The organism is Neptunitalea chrysea (assembly GCF_027924145.1).
GTDB classification, from domain to species: domain Bacteria; phylum Bacteroidota; class Bacteroidia; order Flavobacteriales; family Flavobacteriaceae; genus Neptunitalea; species Neptunitalea chrysea.
In genome coordinates this window covers 135,182-154,055 of record NZ_BRVP01000005.1, presented here as the reverse complement: position 1 = coordinate 154,055, position 18,874 = coordinate 135,182, and the positions used below count along the sequence as shown (strand labels likewise).

General features: G+C 32.0%; 20 protein-coding genes. 5 read left to right on the top strand and 15 right to left on the bottom strand.

Annotation, left to right across the window (positions count from 1 at the left end):
- Positions 1 to 14: 14 nt before the first annotated feature.
- On the bottom strand, positions 15 to 887 hold the full coding sequence (locus NBRC110019_RS05020) for an AraC family transcriptional regulator (RefSeq protein WP_281753048.1): 873 nt from the start codon (positions 885 to 887) through the stop codon (positions 15 to 17).
- Between the two features lie 210 nt (positions 888 to 1,097).
- Between NBRC110019_RS05020 and NBRC110019_RS05015 the strand changes: the two genes are divergently transcribed.
- On the top strand, positions 1,098 to 1,685 hold the full coding sequence (locus NBRC110019_RS05015) for a T9SS type A sorting domain-containing protein (protein WP_281753003.1): 588 nt from the start codon (positions 1,098 to 1,100) through the stop codon (positions 1,683 to 1,685).
- 73 nt (positions 1,686 to 1,758) lie between these two features.
- Here the strand turns inward: NBRC110019_RS05015 and NBRC110019_RS05010 are convergent, their stop codons facing one another.
- Complete coding sequence (locus NBRC110019_RS05010; RefSeq protein WP_281753002.1) at positions 1,759 to 3,111, bottom strand: NAD-dependent succinate-semialdehyde dehydrogenase; 1,353 nt, start codon at positions 3,109 to 3,111, stop codon at positions 1,759 to 1,761.
- A 147-nt stretch (positions 3,112 to 3,258) separates the two neighbouring features.
- Between NBRC110019_RS05010 and NBRC110019_RS05005 the strand changes: the two genes are divergently transcribed.
- A complete protein-coding gene (locus NBRC110019_RS05005) occupies positions 3,259 to 3,666 on the top strand; it encodes a glyoxalase (protein ID WP_281753001.1) in 408 nt (135 codons plus the stop codon).
- On the opposite strand, the gene NBRC110019_RS05000 is transcribed toward NBRC110019_RS05005, so the two are convergent.
- Entirely contained in the window at positions 3,667 to 4,347 is a 681-nt protein-coding gene (locus NBRC110019_RS05000) for a DUF2461 domain-containing protein (protein WP_281753000.1), read from the bottom strand.
- An 87-nt stretch (positions 4,348 to 4,434) separates the two neighbouring features.
- On the opposite strand from NBRC110019_RS05000, the gene epsC reads away from it, so the two are divergent.
- Both epsC and cysM read left to right on the top strand, forming a co-directional pair.
- Positions 4,435 to 5,217 (top strand): serine O-acetyltransferase EpsC, encoded by a 783-nt coding sequence (gene epsC / locus NBRC110019_RS04995; RefSeq protein WP_281752999.1) that lies wholly within the window; start codon positions 4,435 to 4,437, stop codon positions 5,215 to 5,217.
- A complete protein-coding gene (gene cysM / locus NBRC110019_RS04990) occupies positions 5,214 to 6,098 on the top strand; it encodes a cysteine synthase CysM (RefSeq protein ID WP_281752998.1) in 885 nt (294 codons plus the stop codon). Before epsC ends, cysM begins: the two co-directional genes overlap by 4 nt.
- Before the next feature lie 35 nt (positions 6,099 to 6,133).
- Here cysM and corA read toward each other — a convergent pair whose 3' ends face one another.
- From corA to hisG, 10 genes are all read right to left on the bottom strand, one after another.
- On the bottom strand, positions 6,134 to 7,210 hold the full coding sequence (gene corA, locus NBRC110019_RS04985; RefSeq protein WP_281752997.1) for a magnesium/cobalt transporter CorA: 1,077 nt from the start codon (positions 7,208 to 7,210) through the stop codon (positions 6,134 to 6,136).
- Between the two features lie 84 nt (positions 7,211 to 7,294).
- Positions 7,295 to 7,933 (bottom strand): thiamine diphosphokinase, encoded by a 639-nt coding sequence (locus NBRC110019_RS04980; protein WP_281752996.1) that lies wholly within the window; start codon positions 7,931 to 7,933, stop codon positions 7,295 to 7,297.
- A 2-nt stretch (positions 7,934 to 7,935) separates the two neighbouring features.
- Positions 7,936 to 8,535, bottom strand: coding sequence for a bifunctional phosphoribosyl-AMP cyclohydrolase/phosphoribosyl-ATP diphosphatase HisIE (hisIE, locus tag NBRC110019_RS04975; RefSeq protein WP_281752995.1), 600 nt, complete (start codon positions 8,533 to 8,535; stop codon positions 7,936 to 7,938).
- Between the two features lie 62 nt (positions 8,536 to 8,597).
- Positions 8,598 to 9,353 carry an imidazole glycerol phosphate synthase subunit HisF gene (gene hisF / locus NBRC110019_RS04970; RefSeq protein ID WP_281752994.1) on the bottom strand — a complete coding sequence of 252 codons (756 nt, stop codon included), beginning with the start codon at positions 9,351 to 9,353 and terminating at the stop codon, positions 8,598 to 8,600.
- A gap of 10 nt (positions 9,354 to 9,363) precedes the next feature.
- A complete protein-coding gene (gene hisA / locus NBRC110019_RS04965; RefSeq protein ID WP_281753047.1) occupies positions 9,364 to 10,092 on the bottom strand; it encodes a 1-(5-phosphoribosyl)-5-[(5-phosphoribosylamino)methylideneamino]imidazole-4-carboxamide isomerase in 729 nt (242 codons plus the stop codon).
- Positions 10,093 to 10,094: 2 nt separating this feature from the next.
- Positions 10,095 to 10,676: an imidazole glycerol phosphate synthase subunit HisH gene (gene hisH, locus NBRC110019_RS04960; protein WP_281752993.1), complete on the bottom strand. Its 582-nt coding sequence runs from the start codon at positions 10,674 to 10,676 to the stop codon at positions 10,095 to 10,097.
- An 11-nt stretch (positions 10,677 to 10,687) separates the two neighbouring features.
- On the bottom strand, positions 10,688 to 11,824 hold the full coding sequence (gene hisB, locus NBRC110019_RS04955) for a bifunctional histidinol-phosphatase/imidazoleglycerol-phosphate dehydratase HisB (protein WP_281752992.1): 1,137 nt from the start codon (positions 11,822 to 11,824) through the stop codon (positions 10,688 to 10,690).
- Positions 11,825 to 12,874, bottom strand: a complete 1,050-nt coding sequence (hisC, locus tag NBRC110019_RS04950) for a histidinol-phosphate transaminase (protein ID WP_281752991.1) — start codon at positions 12,872 to 12,874, stop codon at positions 11,825 to 11,827.
- The gene (gene hisD / locus NBRC110019_RS04945) at positions 12,867 to 14,159 is read right to left on the bottom strand and encodes a histidinol dehydrogenase (RefSeq protein ID WP_281752990.1); all 1,293 of its coding nucleotides are present in this window, start codon (positions 14,157 to 14,159) and stop codon (positions 12,867 to 12,869) included. Before hisD ends, hisC begins: the two co-directional genes overlap by 8 nt.
- Positions 14,159 to 15,016, bottom strand: a complete 858-nt coding sequence (gene hisG / locus NBRC110019_RS04940) for an ATP phosphoribosyltransferase (RefSeq protein WP_281752989.1) — start codon at positions 15,014 to 15,016, stop codon at positions 14,159 to 14,161. The genes hisD and hisG overlap by 1 nt, the downstream gene beginning before the upstream one ends.
- Before the next feature lie 434 nt (positions 15,017 to 15,450).
- Here hisG and NBRC110019_RS04935 point away from each other — a divergent pair, with 434 nt between their 5' ends.
- Positions 15,451 to 15,861, top strand: coding sequence for a helix-hairpin-helix domain-containing protein (locus tag NBRC110019_RS04935; RefSeq protein ID WP_281752988.1), 411 nt, complete (start codon positions 15,451 to 15,453; stop codon positions 15,859 to 15,861).
- Between the two features lie 79 nt (positions 15,862 to 15,940).
- On the opposite strand, the gene NBRC110019_RS04930 is transcribed toward NBRC110019_RS04935, so the two are convergent.
- Both NBRC110019_RS04930 and NBRC110019_RS04925 read right to left on the bottom strand, forming a co-directional pair.
- Positions 15,941 to 17,533 carry a trehalase family glycosidase gene (locus tag NBRC110019_RS04930; RefSeq protein ID WP_281752987.1) on the bottom strand — a complete coding sequence of 531 codons (1,593 nt, stop codon included), beginning with the start codon at positions 17,531 to 17,533 and terminating at the stop codon, positions 15,941 to 15,943.
- Between the two features lie 485 nt (positions 17,534 to 18,018).
- Entirely contained in the window at positions 18,019 to 18,660 is a 642-nt protein-coding gene (locus NBRC110019_RS04925; protein WP_281752986.1) for a hypothetical protein, read from the bottom strand.
- Positions 18,661 to 18,874: the final 214 nt, after the last annotated feature.

The window sequence follows — 18,874 nt, the reverse complement described above, 5'->3', positions numbered from 1 at the left end:
CGTGTTCCCTTTTTTTAGTTGATTACTTTTTTTAATTCTTGTCGATATTGTGAAGCACTTTTACCTGTAAAAGATTTAAACGACTTATTAAAGTGACTAAAATTATTAAAACCGCTTTCAAAACATATTTCTGATATACTCATAGGTTTTTCAGCTAATAACTTTGAAGCATGTACCAATCTATATTCATTTACAAATTGCGTAAAAGTTTTATTGGTTACTTTTTTAAAGTATCTACAAAACGAAGGTACCGTCATGCTTGATAGCATAGCTACTTCATCTAAGGCTATTTGCTCCTGAAAATTATCTTTCACATAATTAAAAACCATATTAATCCGTTCATTATCCTGCATTTGTGTTTCCATGGCAAAACCTTTTGCATTCAAAATTTTAAAATCATTACTTAAAGATAAACTTTGCAATACTTTAAGCATATGTAATAGCCTGTCAAAAGGAGATAGATGCTGCATCTCTTCTATCTGTTCTCCTATAACTCTTTTTGTTTCATTAAAAAAAACAATACCACCAGATGCCTGATCTAACATGGTATAAACTGATTTCATTTCAGGAAGATTAAAAAAATCAGTTCCTAGAAAATCAGGTTTCAAATGAATTACCGTCTCATTTTTATTACCTGTTTCTTTATCTGTAAATCCGCAATGAGGTAAATTACTACCTATCAAAATAAGGTCTCCGTCTGTAAAATAGGAAATATGACTTCCTATTTGTCTTTTTCCACTACCTTCATTTACATATACCAACTCAATTTCTGGATGATGATGCCAAACATGTGTTTTATTATTCATGTTTTCTTTAAACCTATTATAAGAAAACGAGCTACCGAAGGAGGGTTGAATAACTTCAAAAGATGATTTTAAATTTTTAATCATTTCAAAGTGTTAATAAATGTTAATGTAAAACCTTGTATTATACAAATATATGCAATATTACCCTTAAATAATATCATTTTAACCACAATACTAAATAAACATATCACTTAAGTTAATATAGCATAGAAATATGAAAATTTTAGCATTTTTCATGACAAAAAAGTGACCTACTTTAGCACTGTAATTAAAACACTAAAAAATACTCTTATGAAGAAGTTTTTAAAAATCAGTTTAGTATTAGGGATGTTGTTGGTTAGTATGGGAACTTATGCTGCTGCAATAAACATTTCTTTATCTGTTGCCAAAGAGCAAAGTAAAACAATTAACTTTAGATTAGACAACACAGAAGATGTTAAAGTTGTATTGAAAAATGAGCAAGGAATTTCTGTTTACTCTGAAGAAGTTGAAGCTAAAAATGGAAGAATCAATAGAAAATATGATTTAAACCATTTACCAAACGGAAACTATTCATTAAACATTGAAACAGCCACTAAGATTTATTCTTATGATGTTGCTTTAGATGAAAGTACTACCGTAAACCAAAAAGCTAGTGAAATTTTCAAACCTGTAGTTTTCACTAAAGATGGTAATGTAATGTTACAATTATTAGACTTAGAAAAAAGTCCTATTGAAGTAGCTATATACGATAATAACGATAACTTACTTTACACTCAAAAATTCGAAGGAGAAATGAACTTTTCTAAAAAGTTTGCTTTGAAAAAAGTATTCTCTTCAAATTACACATTTGTTATTAAATATAATGACATGACTTTTACTAAAGACATTGCTCTTTAATTAAGGTTTGGCTTAAATATTTGTTTGTTTAAATTGATTACTGGTTAAAGGGGATTCTTTCGAATCCCTTTTTTTAATGTATATATACTGTCTTTATATTTACAAACTCTTTAATGCCATGATGACTTAACTCTCTTCCAAAGCCAGAAATTTTGATTCCTCCAAAAGGTAACCTAGGATCCGACTTTACCATATCATTGATAAATACGGCTCCCTCATCAAATTCTTTAATATAGCCTCTTATTTTAGTAATATCCTCGGTAAAAACTGAAACGCCCAATCCAAATTCCGAATTATTAGAAAGTTCTATTGCGTCTTCAATAGTTTTAAAAGTAACCACCGCAATTACAGGACCAAAGGTTTCCTCTTTAAAAACGGGCATATCCTTTTTGACATTTGCCAATACAGTTGGCTCAAAATATGCTTTATCACGTTTTCCTCCACACAAAATTTTAGCTCCCATTTCTACAGATTTCTGTACTTGTTCTTCTAGTTCTTCTGCCAAATCTTCTCTCGCCATTACACCTATGTAGGTGTCTTCATCTAACGGATTACCTGATTTGGTACTCTTAACTGCATTAACATATTGGGTTAAAAACTCAGATGCTATTTCTTCCTGTAATAATAAACGTTTTGCAGCAATACAACTTTGTCCGGTATTCTGATAACGAGCATTTACAGCCACTTTAACGGCTCTTTCAATATCAGCATCTTTAAGTACTATAAAAGCATTATTACCTCCTAACTCCAATACCGACTTTTTAATTTCCGAAGCCGCTACCGACGCTACTTTACTTCCAGCAGGTTTACTACCAGTTAAAGTAACTGCCTTAACTAAAGGGTTTTTTATAATTTGCTCTACCTTATCACTTTTTATAGTTAAACTTTTAAAGACATCTTTAGGAAAACCTGCTAGTGTAAATACCTCCTCTATTAACTCTGCACATTTCATTACATTAGAAGCATGCTTCAAAAGAGCGGTATTCCCTACCATTAAAGCAGGCGCTGCAAACCGAAACACTTGCCAAAACGGATAGTTCCATGGCATTACTGCTAAAATAGCTCCTAAAGGTTCATAACTCACATAACTTTTAAATGCATCAGTTTTTATATACTCATTTTCCAGAAATCCTTCAGCATTTTGAGCATAATAGGTACATACCCAAGCACACTTTTCTACCTCAGCAATGGCTTGCTTAATAGGTTTCCCCATTTCCTCCGCTATTACACGTCCGTATTCGTGAGCTTTTTCTTTTAAAATGGTAGCAGCCTTCTCCATTAATTCTTTTCTGTAGGCAAAAGAAGTTCTTTTCCAATCTAAAAAAGCCTGATTTACAAACTCTATATGGTTTATAATCTCTTCATCTGAAAGCTCTTGAAATTCGTATATTTTTTCTCCAGTATATGGATTTATGGACTGTATCATATCAATTAATTTAATATAAAATTATGAGTTAATTATTGGGCTAATTCTTAAAATAACGTTATTTGTTTATAAACACGTTGAAAACTATACCTAACCCAGAAAAAAAACGTTTGTTTATTAAGTATCTTTAAGAAAACTAGAAATATTATGGACACACGTACAAAAGAATTACTTGCTATTCGTCCTGAAATTCCATCAGCAAAAGTTACCGAGTTTATGAGTCGTGATGAAAAATTCCAAAACAAAACGTTACGTCCGGTAATAAAACTCCAAAACGATTTACTTATTGAAGCATTCAGAAATTATGTAAACAAACACAAAGGTTTATTCTATACCCTATCGTTACCAAAACGATTAAATTATATTGAGAACGCTATTCAAAGAGACATTAAATTCAGAAACTCACTTAAGGGTATGATTATTGGTCAGTTTACGGTAGAAGAATATACTACGTATATTGAAAATTCTTCTGCACTTAACAAACGTATGATGAATACCGTTATTGAAAGAATTAAAGATCAAGTTCAGTTATTAGAGAACGAAAATGTTGCCTAATTAATTATCAGGCAACATACTTTCACCGTTTAAATCTGTGGTCAAAATTTCGCTCATTAAATTAAAAAATGGGCGAATGGCTTTAAAGCTATCTTCTATTGTTTCCTGAAATTTTGGAGATAACACCTCTTTATTGTCTAATTTCTTAACAAACATAAATTGTTTTTTTCTAATTAAAGAGATGTCTTTATGCTGTTTATCAAAACCTTTGGGAGCTGTTTTTAATTCTTCTCCCTCTAATTCACCCCAGTATTTTTTAATCTCTTCAGTAGCTATCACCTCTTTAAACTCTTCTGCATCTAATTCTAATTCTTTTCGAATACGCATTAAATCATCCTTTTCCGGATTCCAGAAACCTGCTCCTAGAAAAGAGCCATTATTCTCTATATGAATATAATACCCGCCTCTAAGTTTTGGTTTTACTCTATGAAAAGAACACCCAAAATTAGTTTTATAAGGTGCTTTATTCTTTGAAAAACGAACATCTCTATAAATTCTAAACATCTTCATTTTATCAACATCATCATGTACACGTAACCCGGTTAATACTTCATCATTAAATTGTTTAACTTCCTTTTCTAGTTCTTTAAAACATTTTTTATGTTCTGTAAACCAATCACGGTTATTATTTTGATTGAGTTCTTCTAAGAACTGAAATATAGCCTCAGGGATTGTTTTCATCTCATTATTAGATTTAATACTTTCATAAATATACATCAATATAAATATTTAATTGATAAATTTGATATGAATTGCAATGTGAAAAGAATGGACAAAAAACAAATAATTGAAAATATTAAACGGCAACAACCTGCCATCAACTTTAATCTAAAAAAGCGGGTAGAGAATTTTACAGACATCTTGTTTAATTGCTTATTTGATGTCTCTACCGATTTGGAGTCTCATTTAGATGAATTACTTGAAGAATTTAAAATACTAGCAGACATAGTTTGTTGGGATGAAGCCAAAAATTGTACTAAAATTTGGGACCATTTTATTTCTAAATTGCCTGATGTTTTAAGTAAGCTAAATGAAGATGCTCATGCCATTGAAGTAAACGACCCCGCCTCTGAATCACTCGAGGAAGTCTATTTAGCTTATCCCGGATTTTTTGCTATTGCCGTTTACCGATTAAGTCATGAACTCTATGAACTTGGTTTTCCTTTAGTACCTAGACTAATGACAGAGTTTGCCCATAAAATGACAGGTGTAGATATACATCCTGGAGCAAAAATTGGTAAATCGTTTTTTATAGATCATGCAACAGGTGTTGTTATAGGGGAAACAACTAGTATTAAAAACAATGTAAAAATTTATCAGGGAGTTACACTTGGAGCTATGTATGTAGATAAAAATCTAAAAAATACAAAGCGACACCCCACTGTTGAATGCAATGTAACCATTTACGCAAATGCTACCATTTTAGGTGGTGATACGGTTATTGGAAAAAATAGTATTATAGGCGGTAACGTATGGATTACAAGCTCTATTCCGGCTAACTCACTTGTATACCATACTCCGGAAATTAAAGTAAAAGAATTAAAGCTATGAAAAAATCAATTATAGATTTAATAGGAAATACACCTATAGTTAAATCAGATACATTAATTACAAATCCTAATGTGTCTCTTTATTTTAAACTAGAAGGAAACAATCCGGGAGGTAGTGTAAAAGATAGAGCTGCCTATAATATGATAAAAAGTGCTCTTGAAAGAGGTACCATCACTAAGGACACTAAACTAATTGAAGCAACCAGTGGTAATACGGGTATAGCATTGGCCATGATTGCAAGCTTATATAGCCTTGATATTGAGTTAGTAATGCCTAAAAATTCTACTAAAGAGCGTGTACAAACCATGAGAGCCTATGGTGCTAAAGTAACACTTACTCCGAGTGATATTGGTATAGAAGGATCTAGAGACTACGCAGAAAATAAAGTTTCTAATGAAGGTTATATATCTTTAAACCAGTTTGGGAACGATGATAACTGGAAAGCGCATTACAAAACTACCGGTCCTGAAATTTGGAGAGATACCGAAGGCTTAATAACGCATTTTGTATCTGCCATGGGAACTACAGGAACTATTATGGGTACTGCTACCTATTTAAAAGAAAAAAATAGAAATGTGCAAATAGTGGGGGTTCAACCCGGTGAAAATGCTAAAATACCTGGAATACGAAGATGGCCTAAAGAATATCTTCCTACTATTTTTAATCCCGAAAAAGTAGACCAAATTATTGATGTTACTGAAGAGGAAGCAAGAACCATGACGAAACGATTAGCCAAAGAAGAAGGTATCTTTGCAGGCATGAGTAGCGGTGGTAGTGCCGCCGCAGCAGTTAAACTATGTAAAACCCTTGAAAGTGGTATTGTAGTTGCTATTGTATGCGATCGAGGAGACCGTTATTTATCTTCTGATTTATTTGAATAATTATATTATTAAGATATTTAAAAGATGGCTGTTATTTACAGCCATTTTTTTCTTTTAAAATATAAGATCATTAAAAATAATATCACCAGCATAACACCCCAAACTACATAATATCCATATTTATAATGAAGTTCTGGCATATTATCAAAGTTCATCCCATAGATACCGGCAATAAAGGTTAACGGAATAAATATAGTAGCAATGATGGTAAGTACCTTCATAACATTGTTCATTTTGTTACTAATGGTACTCATATACATATCTATAAGCCCCCAAATCATTTCACGATACAATTCTATCGTTTCTATAACTTGTACAATGTTATCATACAAATCTTTAAAATAATTGGTGGTTTGCGGGTATACGTATTTAGTATCTAACTTTTCTAACCTACTCAACACCTCTCGTAAAGGGAATATAGCCTTACGTATACTCAATGCTTCTCTTTTCAACTCTTGTATTTGTTGAGAAGACGTTTCTTCCGAATCCTGAAATAACTGATCTTCCATAAATTCTATCTTTTCACTAATCGCTTCCATAATTAAGAAGTAATTATCTATAATAGAATCTAAAATACAGAACAACAAATAATCTGAATTTTGAGTACGTATTCTTCCCTTTCCGGCTTCTAGTCTTTTTCGTAAACCATCAAAAACATCATATTCAGACTCCTGAAAGGTAAGTACATAACCTTCTCCCATAATAATGGAAATATGCTCTACCACTAACTGATTCTCTTTGTAATACAACATTTTGGCTACCACAAAAACATAGTCATCAAACTCATCAATCTTTGGTCGTTGATAAGGGTCTACAATATCTTCTAATATTAATGGGTGTATGTCATAATAAGCTCCCAACTTTTTTACATCATCTACATTATTCAACCCAGTAATATTGGTCCAAGTAATAGAGTCATCTGTACCTAGCTCAAAAGTTTCTGTAATATCTTTATAGTTTTGTAAACTATATATATCTGCATTATAATCTATTACCTCAACATGAAGACTTATATCTTCTTTATCGCCCATATAGGTAACCGTTCCCGGTGGTAACCCTATCTTTTTCTCAGCCTTAGATGGCTTACGTATCTTAAATTTTCTTTTTGCCATAAACATAATAATGTACGAAGCATTCTAAAATAAGGGGAATATTTGAAAAATATCGTTATAAAAATGATAATTTTCAAATATCAGTTATTTTTTAAACTGAATAAATACTAAAAGATTACCAGAGGTAAATGTTATTTCAACTACATCTTCTGTAATTGTATTTCTTGTACCAATACGTTTAGATAATCCCAAATCTTCCTCTTCTAATGGGTATTTTACTCCTGTAGATGTTATTTTGGTAGCCTCAGGAAACGGGATTAAGGATAATATTTTTCCATTAAACCCATTAATTGTTGTTGTATTCTCACAAAAAAAATAAACGCCATAATCATCAAAACATCTAATGCTAAGTTCATTCTTATATTTAGCTAATGAGTGAATATTTCCTAAAAAATGATCTTGTTCCATACCACTACCACCAAATACCACAATATTTGAATAACCATCATTTTTAATCAGAAAAATAGCCTTTTCAAAATCGGTTAAATCCTGATTAGGTGTATATACCTTTGTTACATCCTCATCTACTTCATCTAGCTTTAAAGAGTCAAAATCTCCAGATACTATATTGGGTTTTATTCCTGCTCTTTTAAGATAAGAATAAGCACCATCGGTACAATAAATACGTTCAAAATTTGAAACATCGGGAAACTCTTTTGGAGGTAATCCATTAATAAATAATAAAACTTCCCCTTCAAAAACATTATCTTTTTCTATCTGCATTCTTAATTATGACGATTTTCTAAAACTGATTCTACATCTTTTAAACTATACCCTTTTGCCTGAAGAAGAATTAGATAATGAAATAATAAATCTGCACTTTCGTTAAGAAAAAGATCATCATTGTTATCTTTTGCCTCAATAACAACCTCTACTGCTTCTTCTCCTACTTTTTGCGCTACTTTATTGATTCCTTTTTTAAATAAAGAAGCCACATAACTACCCTCCATATTAGGATTTTCTTTACGGTTCTTAATCGTTTCTTCTAGTATAGATAAAAATCCATAATCTTTTGAGTTGGCTTCACCCCAACAAGTATCTGCACCTTTATGGCAAGTTGGCCCTTGCGGTTTTACTGCAATTAAAAGCGTATCATTATCACAATCAATTTTAGTTTCTACCAAATTCAAGAAATTACCACTCTCCTCTCCTTTGGTCCACAAACGCTGCTTGGTTCTACTATAAAAAGTAACCTTACCCGTTTCCATGGTTATTTTATAGGCTTCTTCATTCATATAACCTAACATCAGTACATTTTTAGTCTTAGCATCCTGTATTATTGCAGGCACCAATCCATCAGCATTTTTTGTGAAATCTATATTCATTTATCAAAACTTATTCTGTTATTTTAAATATTGAATTAAAACTATATGCTTTCAATCTCATTTCAGATTCTCATCGGAACCCCATGCGTATTCAAATATTGTTTTAATTCTGCTATTCCTATTTCTTTGTAATGAAAAACACTGGCGGCCAAGGCTCCATCTGCTTTTCCTTCTGTAAAGGTATCTAAAAAATGTTGCATAATCCCGGCTCCGCCAGATGCAATTATAGGTATGTTTAATTCCTCAGACAATCTGGCTAATGCTTCATTTGCAAAACCATTTTTAGTACCATCATTATTCATAGAAGTAAATAAAATTTCCCCTGCTCCTCTATCTTCCGCTTCTTTAGCCCAAGTAAATAAATTTAATTCGGTGGATACCTTACCTCCTACCAAATGCACCCTCCAATCATTCTCTATTTCTTTGGCATCTATGGCTACCACTACACATTGACTACCAAACTTTGAAGAAAGCTCATTAATCAATTCTGGTCGCTTTACTGCCGATGAGTTTACAGAAACTTTATCTGCTCCACTATGGAGTAACAGGTCTACATCTGCAATAGACGAAATACCCCCACCAACAGTAAATGGAATATTCACTTTTTCAGCTACACATTCTACAAGGGTAGCTAAAGTTCGTCTTCGTTCTTCTGTAGCCGATATGTCTAAAAGTACTAATTCATCTGCTCCATTGGCAGCATAGGCAGCAGCTAGCTCTACAGGATCACCGGCATCTCGTAAATCCATAAAGTTTACTCCCTTTACCGTTCTACCATTTTTAATATCTAAACACGGAATAATTCTTTTTGTTAACATGTGCTTTCTATTAGCTATTTTCCAATATAAAATTCTCCAATTGTTTTAATGAAATACGTTGCTCATAAATGGCCTTACCTATAATAGTACCTTCACAGCCTAATTCTTTTAACCTAGGTAATTCATCAAATTTCGAAATACCTCCTGAAGCTATTAGCTTTGCACCTTTGGTAGTACTCAAAATTTCTTCATACAATTCAAAAGAAGGGCCTTGTAACATTCCATCTTTACTTATATCTGTACAAATGATATACAATATTCCTTTCTCCTGATACCCTTTAATAAACGGAATTAAATCATGACCAGAATCTTCTTGCCAACCACTAATTGCCACTTTTTTGTTATCAGCATCTGCTCCAAGAATTATTTTATCTGCCCCGTATGTTTCAATCCATTTTGTGAAAACATCTGAATTTTTAACCGCAATACTGCCTCCGGTTATTTGTGACGCACCACTTTCAAAAGCTATGTGAAGGTTATCATCACTCTTCAATCCACCTCCAAAGTCTATTTTCAAAGTTGTTTTAGAAGCTATTTGCTCTAAGACTTTATAATTTACAATATGCCCCCTTTTAGCCCCATCTAAATCTACCAAATGCAAGTATTGTATTCCATGAGCTTCAAACTCTTTAGCAACCTCTAACGGATTTTCATTATATATTTTCTTGGTACCATAATCTCCTTTAGAAAGTCGTACACACTTTCCGTCAATAATATCTATAGCAGGAATAATTCGCATCATTAAATTTTTAAAAAGTTTTCTAAAATTTTCTCTCCGGCCACACTGCTTTTTTCTGGGTGAAACTGTACTCCATAAAAATTGTCTTTTTGCAATGCCGAACTATAGGTAATTCCATAAGTTGTTTGTGCAATAGATGCGCTACACAAAGGAGCATAATAACTATGTACCAAATACATAAACTCTTTTTCTTTAATACCATTAAAAATAGTACTCTCAAGATTTTCTATTTGGTTCCATCCTATTTGTGGTACCTTTACTTCCTTAGAAAATTTAAACACATCTACATTAAAAATACCCAAGCCCTCTGTACTCCCTTCTTCTGTAGACTTACACATTAACTGCATTCCTAAACAAATACCAAGAACAGGTTGTTTCAATGTAGGTATTACTATTGAGAGTCTAGTACTATCTAATTTCCTCATAGCACTACTAGCCTCACCAACTCCAGGAAAAATAACTTTATCAGCAGTTCGTATAGTAGCTTCATCATCAGATAAAATAGCTTGGTACCCCAAACGTTCCACTGCGAACTTTACATTTTTAATATTTCCTGCACCATAATCTATGATCACAATCTTCATAGGCTTATATTTTATAACATTCCTTTAGTAGAAGGTAATATCATCTTATCTGGATCTCTTTTAACAGCCGTTTTAATAGCTTTGGCGAAAGCCTTAAAAATAGCTTCAATCTTATGATGTTCATTTATCCCTTCTGCCTTAACATTCAAATTTGCTTTGGCTCCATCAGTAAACGATTTGAAGAAATGATAAAACATTTCCGTAGGCATTTTGCCTACCATTTCTCTATTAAATTCAGCATCCCAAACCAACCAGTTTCTTCCTCCAAAATCAATGGCAACTTGTGCTAAACAATCATCCATTGGCAAACAGAAACCATATCTTTCAATACCTAATTTATTTCCTAAGGTTTTACTAAACACTTCACCTAATGCAATAGCTGTATCTTCAATAGTATGATGTTCATCTACTTCTAAATCACCATTTACTTTCACTGTTAAATCCATTTGACCGTGACGTGCTATTTGGTCTAACATGTGGTCAAAAAAAGCAATCCCCGTATCTATATCACTATCCCCCGTACCATCTAAATTTAACTTGATGTAAATATTGGTTTCATTGGTAATTCTCTTAATTTCAGCGGTTCTATCTACCAATTTCAAGTACTCATAAATTTTCTCCCAATCATTTGTCTCCAATACAATTGTATCTTCCATAACTACCCTGCTTACAGAAAGTTCATCTGCTCCCAAAGCCTCATGATCATTAATAAAAATTCCTTTGGCTCCTAAATTTTTAGCCAACTCCATATCGGTTAATCTGTCCCCTACCACTAATGACTTAGCTAGATCATAATTCTTGTTTCCTATATATTTAGTTAACATTCCTACACCTGGCTTTCTAGTTGGGGCATTTTCATGCGGATAGGTTTTATCAATAAACATTTCATCAAATGGCACTCCTTCATTTTCAAAAGTTTTTACAATAAAATTGTGCGTTGGCCAAAACGTATCCTTCGGAAATGCATCAGTTCCCAATCCATCCTGATTGGTAACCATAGCTATTTCATAATCCAATTCCTTCTTGATCTTAGCCATATATTGAATCGCCTTAGGATAGAACTCTAATTTTTCTAAACTATCCAATTGATAATCATTTGGCTCATAAACCAAGGTACCGTCTCTATCTACAAATAATACTTTTTTCATTTATGTAAGTTGTTTTAAAGCTGTCAATAAGATATTGTTCTCTTCCTTAGTTCCTATAGTAATGCGTAATGTGTTTTCACATAAAGGTTGTGTTGTTCTATTTCTAATAACAATCCCTTTTTCCAACAATTCATTATAACGTTGAGTAGCATTGTCTACCTTTATTAAAATAAAATTAGCATCTGTAGGATATATAGTATCTACAAAAGATAACGTTTGTAAAGCCTCTATTAATGCTTCTCTTTCTGCTAAAATAATATTAACCTGACGTTCTACAAGGTTAAGGTTTTGTAACTGATCTAGCGCACGCTTTTGGGTTAACTCATTTACATTATAAGGCGGTTTTATTTTATTAAGAATCGTAATAACATCTTCAGATGCATAACAGATTCCTAATCGTATCCCTGCTAAAGCATAGGCTTTAGACATGGTTTGTGTTACTATTAAATTCGGGAAATTTTGCATTTCCGATATCCAGCTATGATTTGAGGTAAAGTCTATATACGCTTCATCTATTACCACTAAACCTGAAAAATTAGTTAATAGTGCCCTTATCTTTTCTGCTTTAAAACTATTTCCGGTAGGATTATTAGGTGAACAAATAAAAAGTAATTTGCTATGCGCATCTGCTATACGTAATATTTCCTCTACGTTTGGTTCAAAATCTTTAGTTAGTAATACCTCTCTATTTTCTATTTCATTTAAATCTGCTAACACCTTATACATACCATATGTTGGCGGTAATGTTATCACAGTATCTTTTCCAGGCTCGCAAAACGCTCTAAAAATAAGATCTAAAGCTTCATCGCTTCCATTACCCAATAACATTTGATTTACTGAACACCCCTTCTGTTCTGCCAGTAATTCTTTTACCTTACGCTGATATGGGTCGGGATATCTGTTTACCCCATTATTGAACGGGTTTTCATTGGCATCTAAAAATACCATATCATTGCACGATGCCGAATATTCATCTCTTGCCGAAGAATACGCTTTTAATTTAGCAATATTTGCTCTTACCAAAGAATTTATATCAAAAGACTTAGTCATTGTTTTCTAAACTTTTTAATCTGATAGTAACGGCATTTTTGTGCGCAAATAAACCTTCTGCATCGGCCATTAACTCAATAGCATTACCAATCGTTTGAATCCCCTGTGCAGATATTTTCTGAAACGTCATACTCTTTAAGAAACTATCAAGGTTTACGCCACTATATTGCTTTGCATATCCATTGGTAGGTAACGTATGGTTGGTACCAGAAGCATAATCTCCAGCGCTTTCTGGTGTATAGTTTCCTATAAAAACAGACCCTGCATTTTGTATACCGTTTACAAAAACGGTCTCATTTTCAGCTGCTATAATAAAGTGTTCAGGTCCGTAAGCATTAATAAAATCTAATGCCGTTTGCTCTTCATCAAAATAGATTAACTTGGTGTGTGCTATAGCCTTGGTGGCTATTTCCTTTCTAGGAAGCTGTACTAATTGCGCTACTAACTCCGTTTCTACTTTACCTATCATTTCTTCAGAAGTAGATACTAAAATTACCTGACTATCGGTACCGTGCTCTGCTTGTGATAACAAATCAGATGCCACAAAAGCTTCGTTTGCACTATCATCTGCAAAAACTAATAATTCTGAAGGCCCTGCTGGCATATCAATAGCTACGCCGTACTTAGTTGCTAATTGTTTTGCTACGGTTACAAATTGATTCCCCGGACCAAATATTTTATAAACCTTAGGAACTGTTTCCGTTCCAAAGGTCATTCCCGCAATAGCTTGTATACCTCCTACTTTAACTATTTTAGTAACACCACATAATTGAGCCGTATATAAAATAGCCGGATTTATTTTTCCTTCTTTATTGGGAGGTGTACATAAAACAACCTCTTCACAGCCTGCCAGTTTTGCTGGTACTGTTAGCATTAATATAGTAGAAAATAAGGGAGCAGAACCTCCTGGAATATACAAACCTACTTTTTGAATAGGCTTCTTTTCTTGCCAACACTCAACACCTTCTTGAGTAACTACTTTTATAGTAGCTGTTTTTTGAGCGGCATGAAATGTTTCGATATTCATTTTTGCCAATTGAATAGCAGCCTTTAAATCATCACTAATTGAATCAATTGCTTCTTCAATTTCAGATTCACATACCAACATACTTGATAATTGTACCCCATCAAACAATTCTGTATACTTATTTATGGCTACATCACCTTTATGGCTAACTTCTGTAAAGATTTCGTGAACTGTTTCTTCAATATCATCTACATTAATAGTAGGTCTTACAATTAAATCGTTCCAACTATTAATTTCCGGATTCGTTAACTTTTCCATTATAATACCATTTTTTCAATTGGACATATTAGTATTCCTTCTGCTCCATTTGTCTTTAACTCATCTATTACTTCCCAGAAGGTTTCTTCGTTAATTACAGAGTGTATAGAAGACCATCCCTCATCTGCTAAAGGTAGCACCGTTGGACTCCGCATTCCAGGAAGAATTTTTATAATGTTCTCTACCCTTTCATTAGGAGCATTTAACAATACATATTTTGATTTCCTAGCTTTTAATACCGACTGAATTCTGAATTGAAGCTTATCAAGGATTTCTTTTGATTCTGCTGAAATCTTTGGAGACATGGTTAAAACCGCTTCACTTCTAACAATCTCTTCAACCTCTTTTAGATTATTTTTAAACAATGTGCTACCACTAGACACTATATCTACAATAGCATCGGCCAATCCTATATTAGGTGCAATCTCAACAGAACCATTAATAAGGTGTATATTGGCCTCTACACTATTTTTATCAAAATATTCACGTACTGTATTTGGATATGAAGTAGCCACTTTTTTTCCATCTAAATCTTTAATAGAATTATAGATAGCATTTTTAGGAACAGCAATACATACTCTACACTTTGAAAAACCTAATTTCTCAATAACAGGTAAATCCTGTCCCTTTTCTATAAGAATGTTTTCTCCTAAAATAGCAATATCTACAACACCATCTCTTAGGTATTGAGGAATATCACCGTTACGTAAATACAAAACTTCTAACGGAAAGTTTCTAGCAGAAGCTTTCAATTGATCTATCCCATTGTCAACTGAAATACCTGAATCTTTAAGGATTCTTAATGAGTCTTCATTAAGGCGTCCCGATTTTTGAATAGCAATTTTTAATTTATTCATTTTAAATTTTTTAATAAAAAAAGCCCGTTTGATTACTCAAACGGGCTCGGTATATTATATATACAACAAAACTACCACCTCATTTGAGTTGTTAGAGTAACGTAGTAATGATGTAATGTTATATTTTTCAATTCTTACCTTTTAATTATACTCAAATTTAGGTATTAATATTTAAAAAAAAAGTACTAAGAGGAAAAAAAAGTGTTTTTTTTACAAATATCTCAATTTAAGTTATTTATGTTTTTTTTAACAAAAAATTATTACTACTTTAAGTGCTCCCAATTACGAGTATTTGTTGAACCCTAAAAATATTGAAATTTATAGCGATGTTATTATTCCTCCCCCTACTAAGTAATTTTGATTACGTTATTATTATTATTATCTGCGCTTTCTGTCTTATTTTAGGCTACATTGGTTTTAAATCTAAAAATTCTTTGGAAAATTCACAACAAACTATTTCTGAAGAAGATACTATTAATGATTATAAGATTTCAAACTTCGGTGTTCCAGGACAAATAAGAGCTATAAAAACATATGATAGAGGTGTGTTTGTACAATCAAATAGTAATGTACATATAAATAATAATAATGAATTAGAAAAAGTTGAGTATCAAACAACTTCAACAAAAGATGATTTACAACTTCTTAAAGGTATTGATACTAAAATAGAAAAAACATTGAATGAAAATGGTTTTTACACCTATGAACAGTTAACTTTATTACCTAAAGAAGATAAGAAAAAGGTATCTAAACTTACTACTTTTTTGCCTAAACAATTAAAGATAGAAGATATAAGCAATCAGGCAAAACTCTTTTGTCGAGGAAAGGAAGAGTTTTCTACCTAATATCATCAAGCTATTTAACCAATTTTCTTTATATATGAGAATGGTGTTTTTATATTTAAAAAACACCATTCTTTTTTATTTAATTAATTGTATCCAACAATTTCTTAAAGCTTAATGCTACTCCATTAGTCCAACCAAATCCATCCTGTGTTTGGTATTCTCCTCCTCCCGACAATAAATGTGTATCTACTACATTATATTTTTCCATCATTTTACCAGTACTTGTATATACCTTCTCATTTAAAGCTAGCCAACGTTTAATAATTTCTCTGGCCTCTTCTTTATATCCATAATTTAGTAATCCTATAACCGACATATATTGTAAAGGTGCCCAGCCATTAGGTGCATCCCATTGTTGCCCCGAATATGTGAGTGTTGTTAGTAAACCTCCAGGTTGTAAAAAATCACTTATTAATCTATTCTTAACGAGTTCAGCTTGCTCTTTAGTTGCTATTTTAAAAAATAAAGGATACACTCCTGCCAAGGTTAACTTAGCAGATGGTTTCTTGCCATAAATAGTATAATCGGTAAAAAATTGAACTTCAGAATTCCAAAATTGTTTTTGAATGAATTTTTTTCGTTTTAGTGCTTTCTTTAAATATAATGACTTTCCAATAGAATCTTTTTTAGCAGAAAAACTATTAGCTATTTGTCTTTCCATAAAGTACAACAAACAGTTTAAATCTATAGGAGCTATTTCTATGGTACTTGTAGAAGCAAACACTTTATCTTTTTTGTACCATCTACTACTAAAATCCCAACCTGAAGCTGCGGCCGATCTTAAATTTTTATAAAGTTTCTCTGAATTTTCTAAAGGGTTATTCTTTGCTAATAAAGAATCTTCTTTAAAGGACTCTTCTCTTGGGCTATTCTTATAATCCCAGTAACGATTTAAAAAAGTACCATCGTTAGTTTTAAAAACAGCATTAATAGGTTTATATATACCCTCGATTTTGTCTTCACCCTTCATCCAATAATTATATTCTTTTAAAATATACGAAGAATACCTATTAACAATAGCGCTATCTCCTTTTGCTAAAGCAGTTACCATAAGTGTATAAAACGGAGGTTGTGAGCGCGATAAATAATAATTTCTATTTCCGTTAGGTATAAAACCTAAAGAGTCTATCAAGAAACTAAAATTATCTACCATATGTTGTGCCAGTTCTCTTTTACCATCAACTAACAGACCTTGCATGGTAAAATAGCTATCCCAATAATATATTTCTCTAAACCTTCCGCCAGGAACAACATAGGGATAGGGTAATGGAATTCTAGAACCATAGGGGTGAAATTTATCGGCATTTCTGGTTAATACAGGCCACATACTCGAAATATGCTGATACATATTCTTTGTAGAATCTGTAATAAAATTAGACTTTATAGATTTTGTGGTTGTAAAGTATTTATCTACAAATTTCTTGAGATTAAAATCGGGGTGTAGCTTTTCATTTTCATATATCTCCAAAATTTTTTGCTTAGAAACATTAGGTTTCATGTCTACAAATGTTTTTGAATCATCGAAAACAGATTCCATCTGTACCCTTTTAAAAAACTCTGACTGATAAAATCCCTGAACTGCATCCTTCTTTACTTCCTGTGTACACGACAAGCTAAAAGAGGTAATCATAATAAGAAGTAGTAGTAATTTTTTATAGTATGAAAAAAACATATACTAGTTTTTTTCTATAAGATAATGAATTAAATTAAAAACCGCCAATAATTAGTTATTACTGGCGGTTTTACCAAAACCAAATAATTAGTAAGCATATTACAACTTAACCCCAATCCCTTTAAAACTGGTTAAAGAGTTTTACTTATTACATTTCAAAAGTATGCCTTTCTTTTTTACAGCGACCTGATAAATATCATTTGCTATAGAGCAACTCAAAAAAATATTTTTTTTAGTAGTAAACTACTTCGGGGCAAGCCCATAAGTCATTTAATAGTAAGCATTGCATTTCTATTTCGAGTCAAGTCTCGGAACATTTTAATCTTAATTATAGAATAAAATAAATGGGGTTGTTTAAAAAGCTTAAAGGCGCTATTTGCTCTGGTAATAACTTTGATTTTATTTAATTAAGCTATTCTTACAATTTAAAATACAGTATTAAAACCTTTAAAGGTCTCAATAATATCTTATAAAAGCTATAAAGCTTAGTCTTTAACTACAACTAACGTAGCCATAAACCCTGTGTAAAGGTTCCATTGCGAAGAAGTTACTAACTGATCATTATCGTCATACATTAATAACTCAGCAGTATTTGGAAATGAAGTTCCCATATTAAGAGCTATAAAATCAAGCTTATTAAATCCAGATGGTATATCTATTTCAAAACCATGATATCCACCTTCCAAAATCATATTATATTTAACTACAGTATCATTAAGCATTATTTTAATTCGATCGCCATCTACATACTGATAATCTCTACAAATAATTTTAAGCTTTTTAGAATTCGTCTTAACATCACCTAAAAACTGATCACGTTTAAACTGTGATAAATCCATACTTCCCTCTTTAAGACTTTTATTAATCTTATTAGCTATCTTGATGTTGTTATTAGATAAGAACTGTTCTTTAGGAAGCATAGAAATTTCATCTTTCTTGTCTCCTAACAACGATTTGGGAGTATCTGTTTGTTCTCCTAACAACAAAGAAGTACTCTGAGAAAGTGTTGTTTTGGTATCAGATTCTGCTTTAATAGTCACATTACCAGACTTTGAGCCATCCACTTGTCCAAATGCTGACGCAGATAAAAGAAACAAAACCGAAAATTTAATATATATGCTTCTCATAAGTATCTATAATACAATTCATTGTAAAATTAATAAAAAATCTATAACTACATTGTTCTCTATTTTTTTTTAACAAAAAAAATGTGTCAACCTAGTATCAAATTTTATAAGTATCTATATACAAAATAAACTCCCATACAAAACGATAGTTTATCTAGATATATTTCCAAAAAAAATGTTTAATTTAAAGTATATCTTTAGTAACTCTTACTGC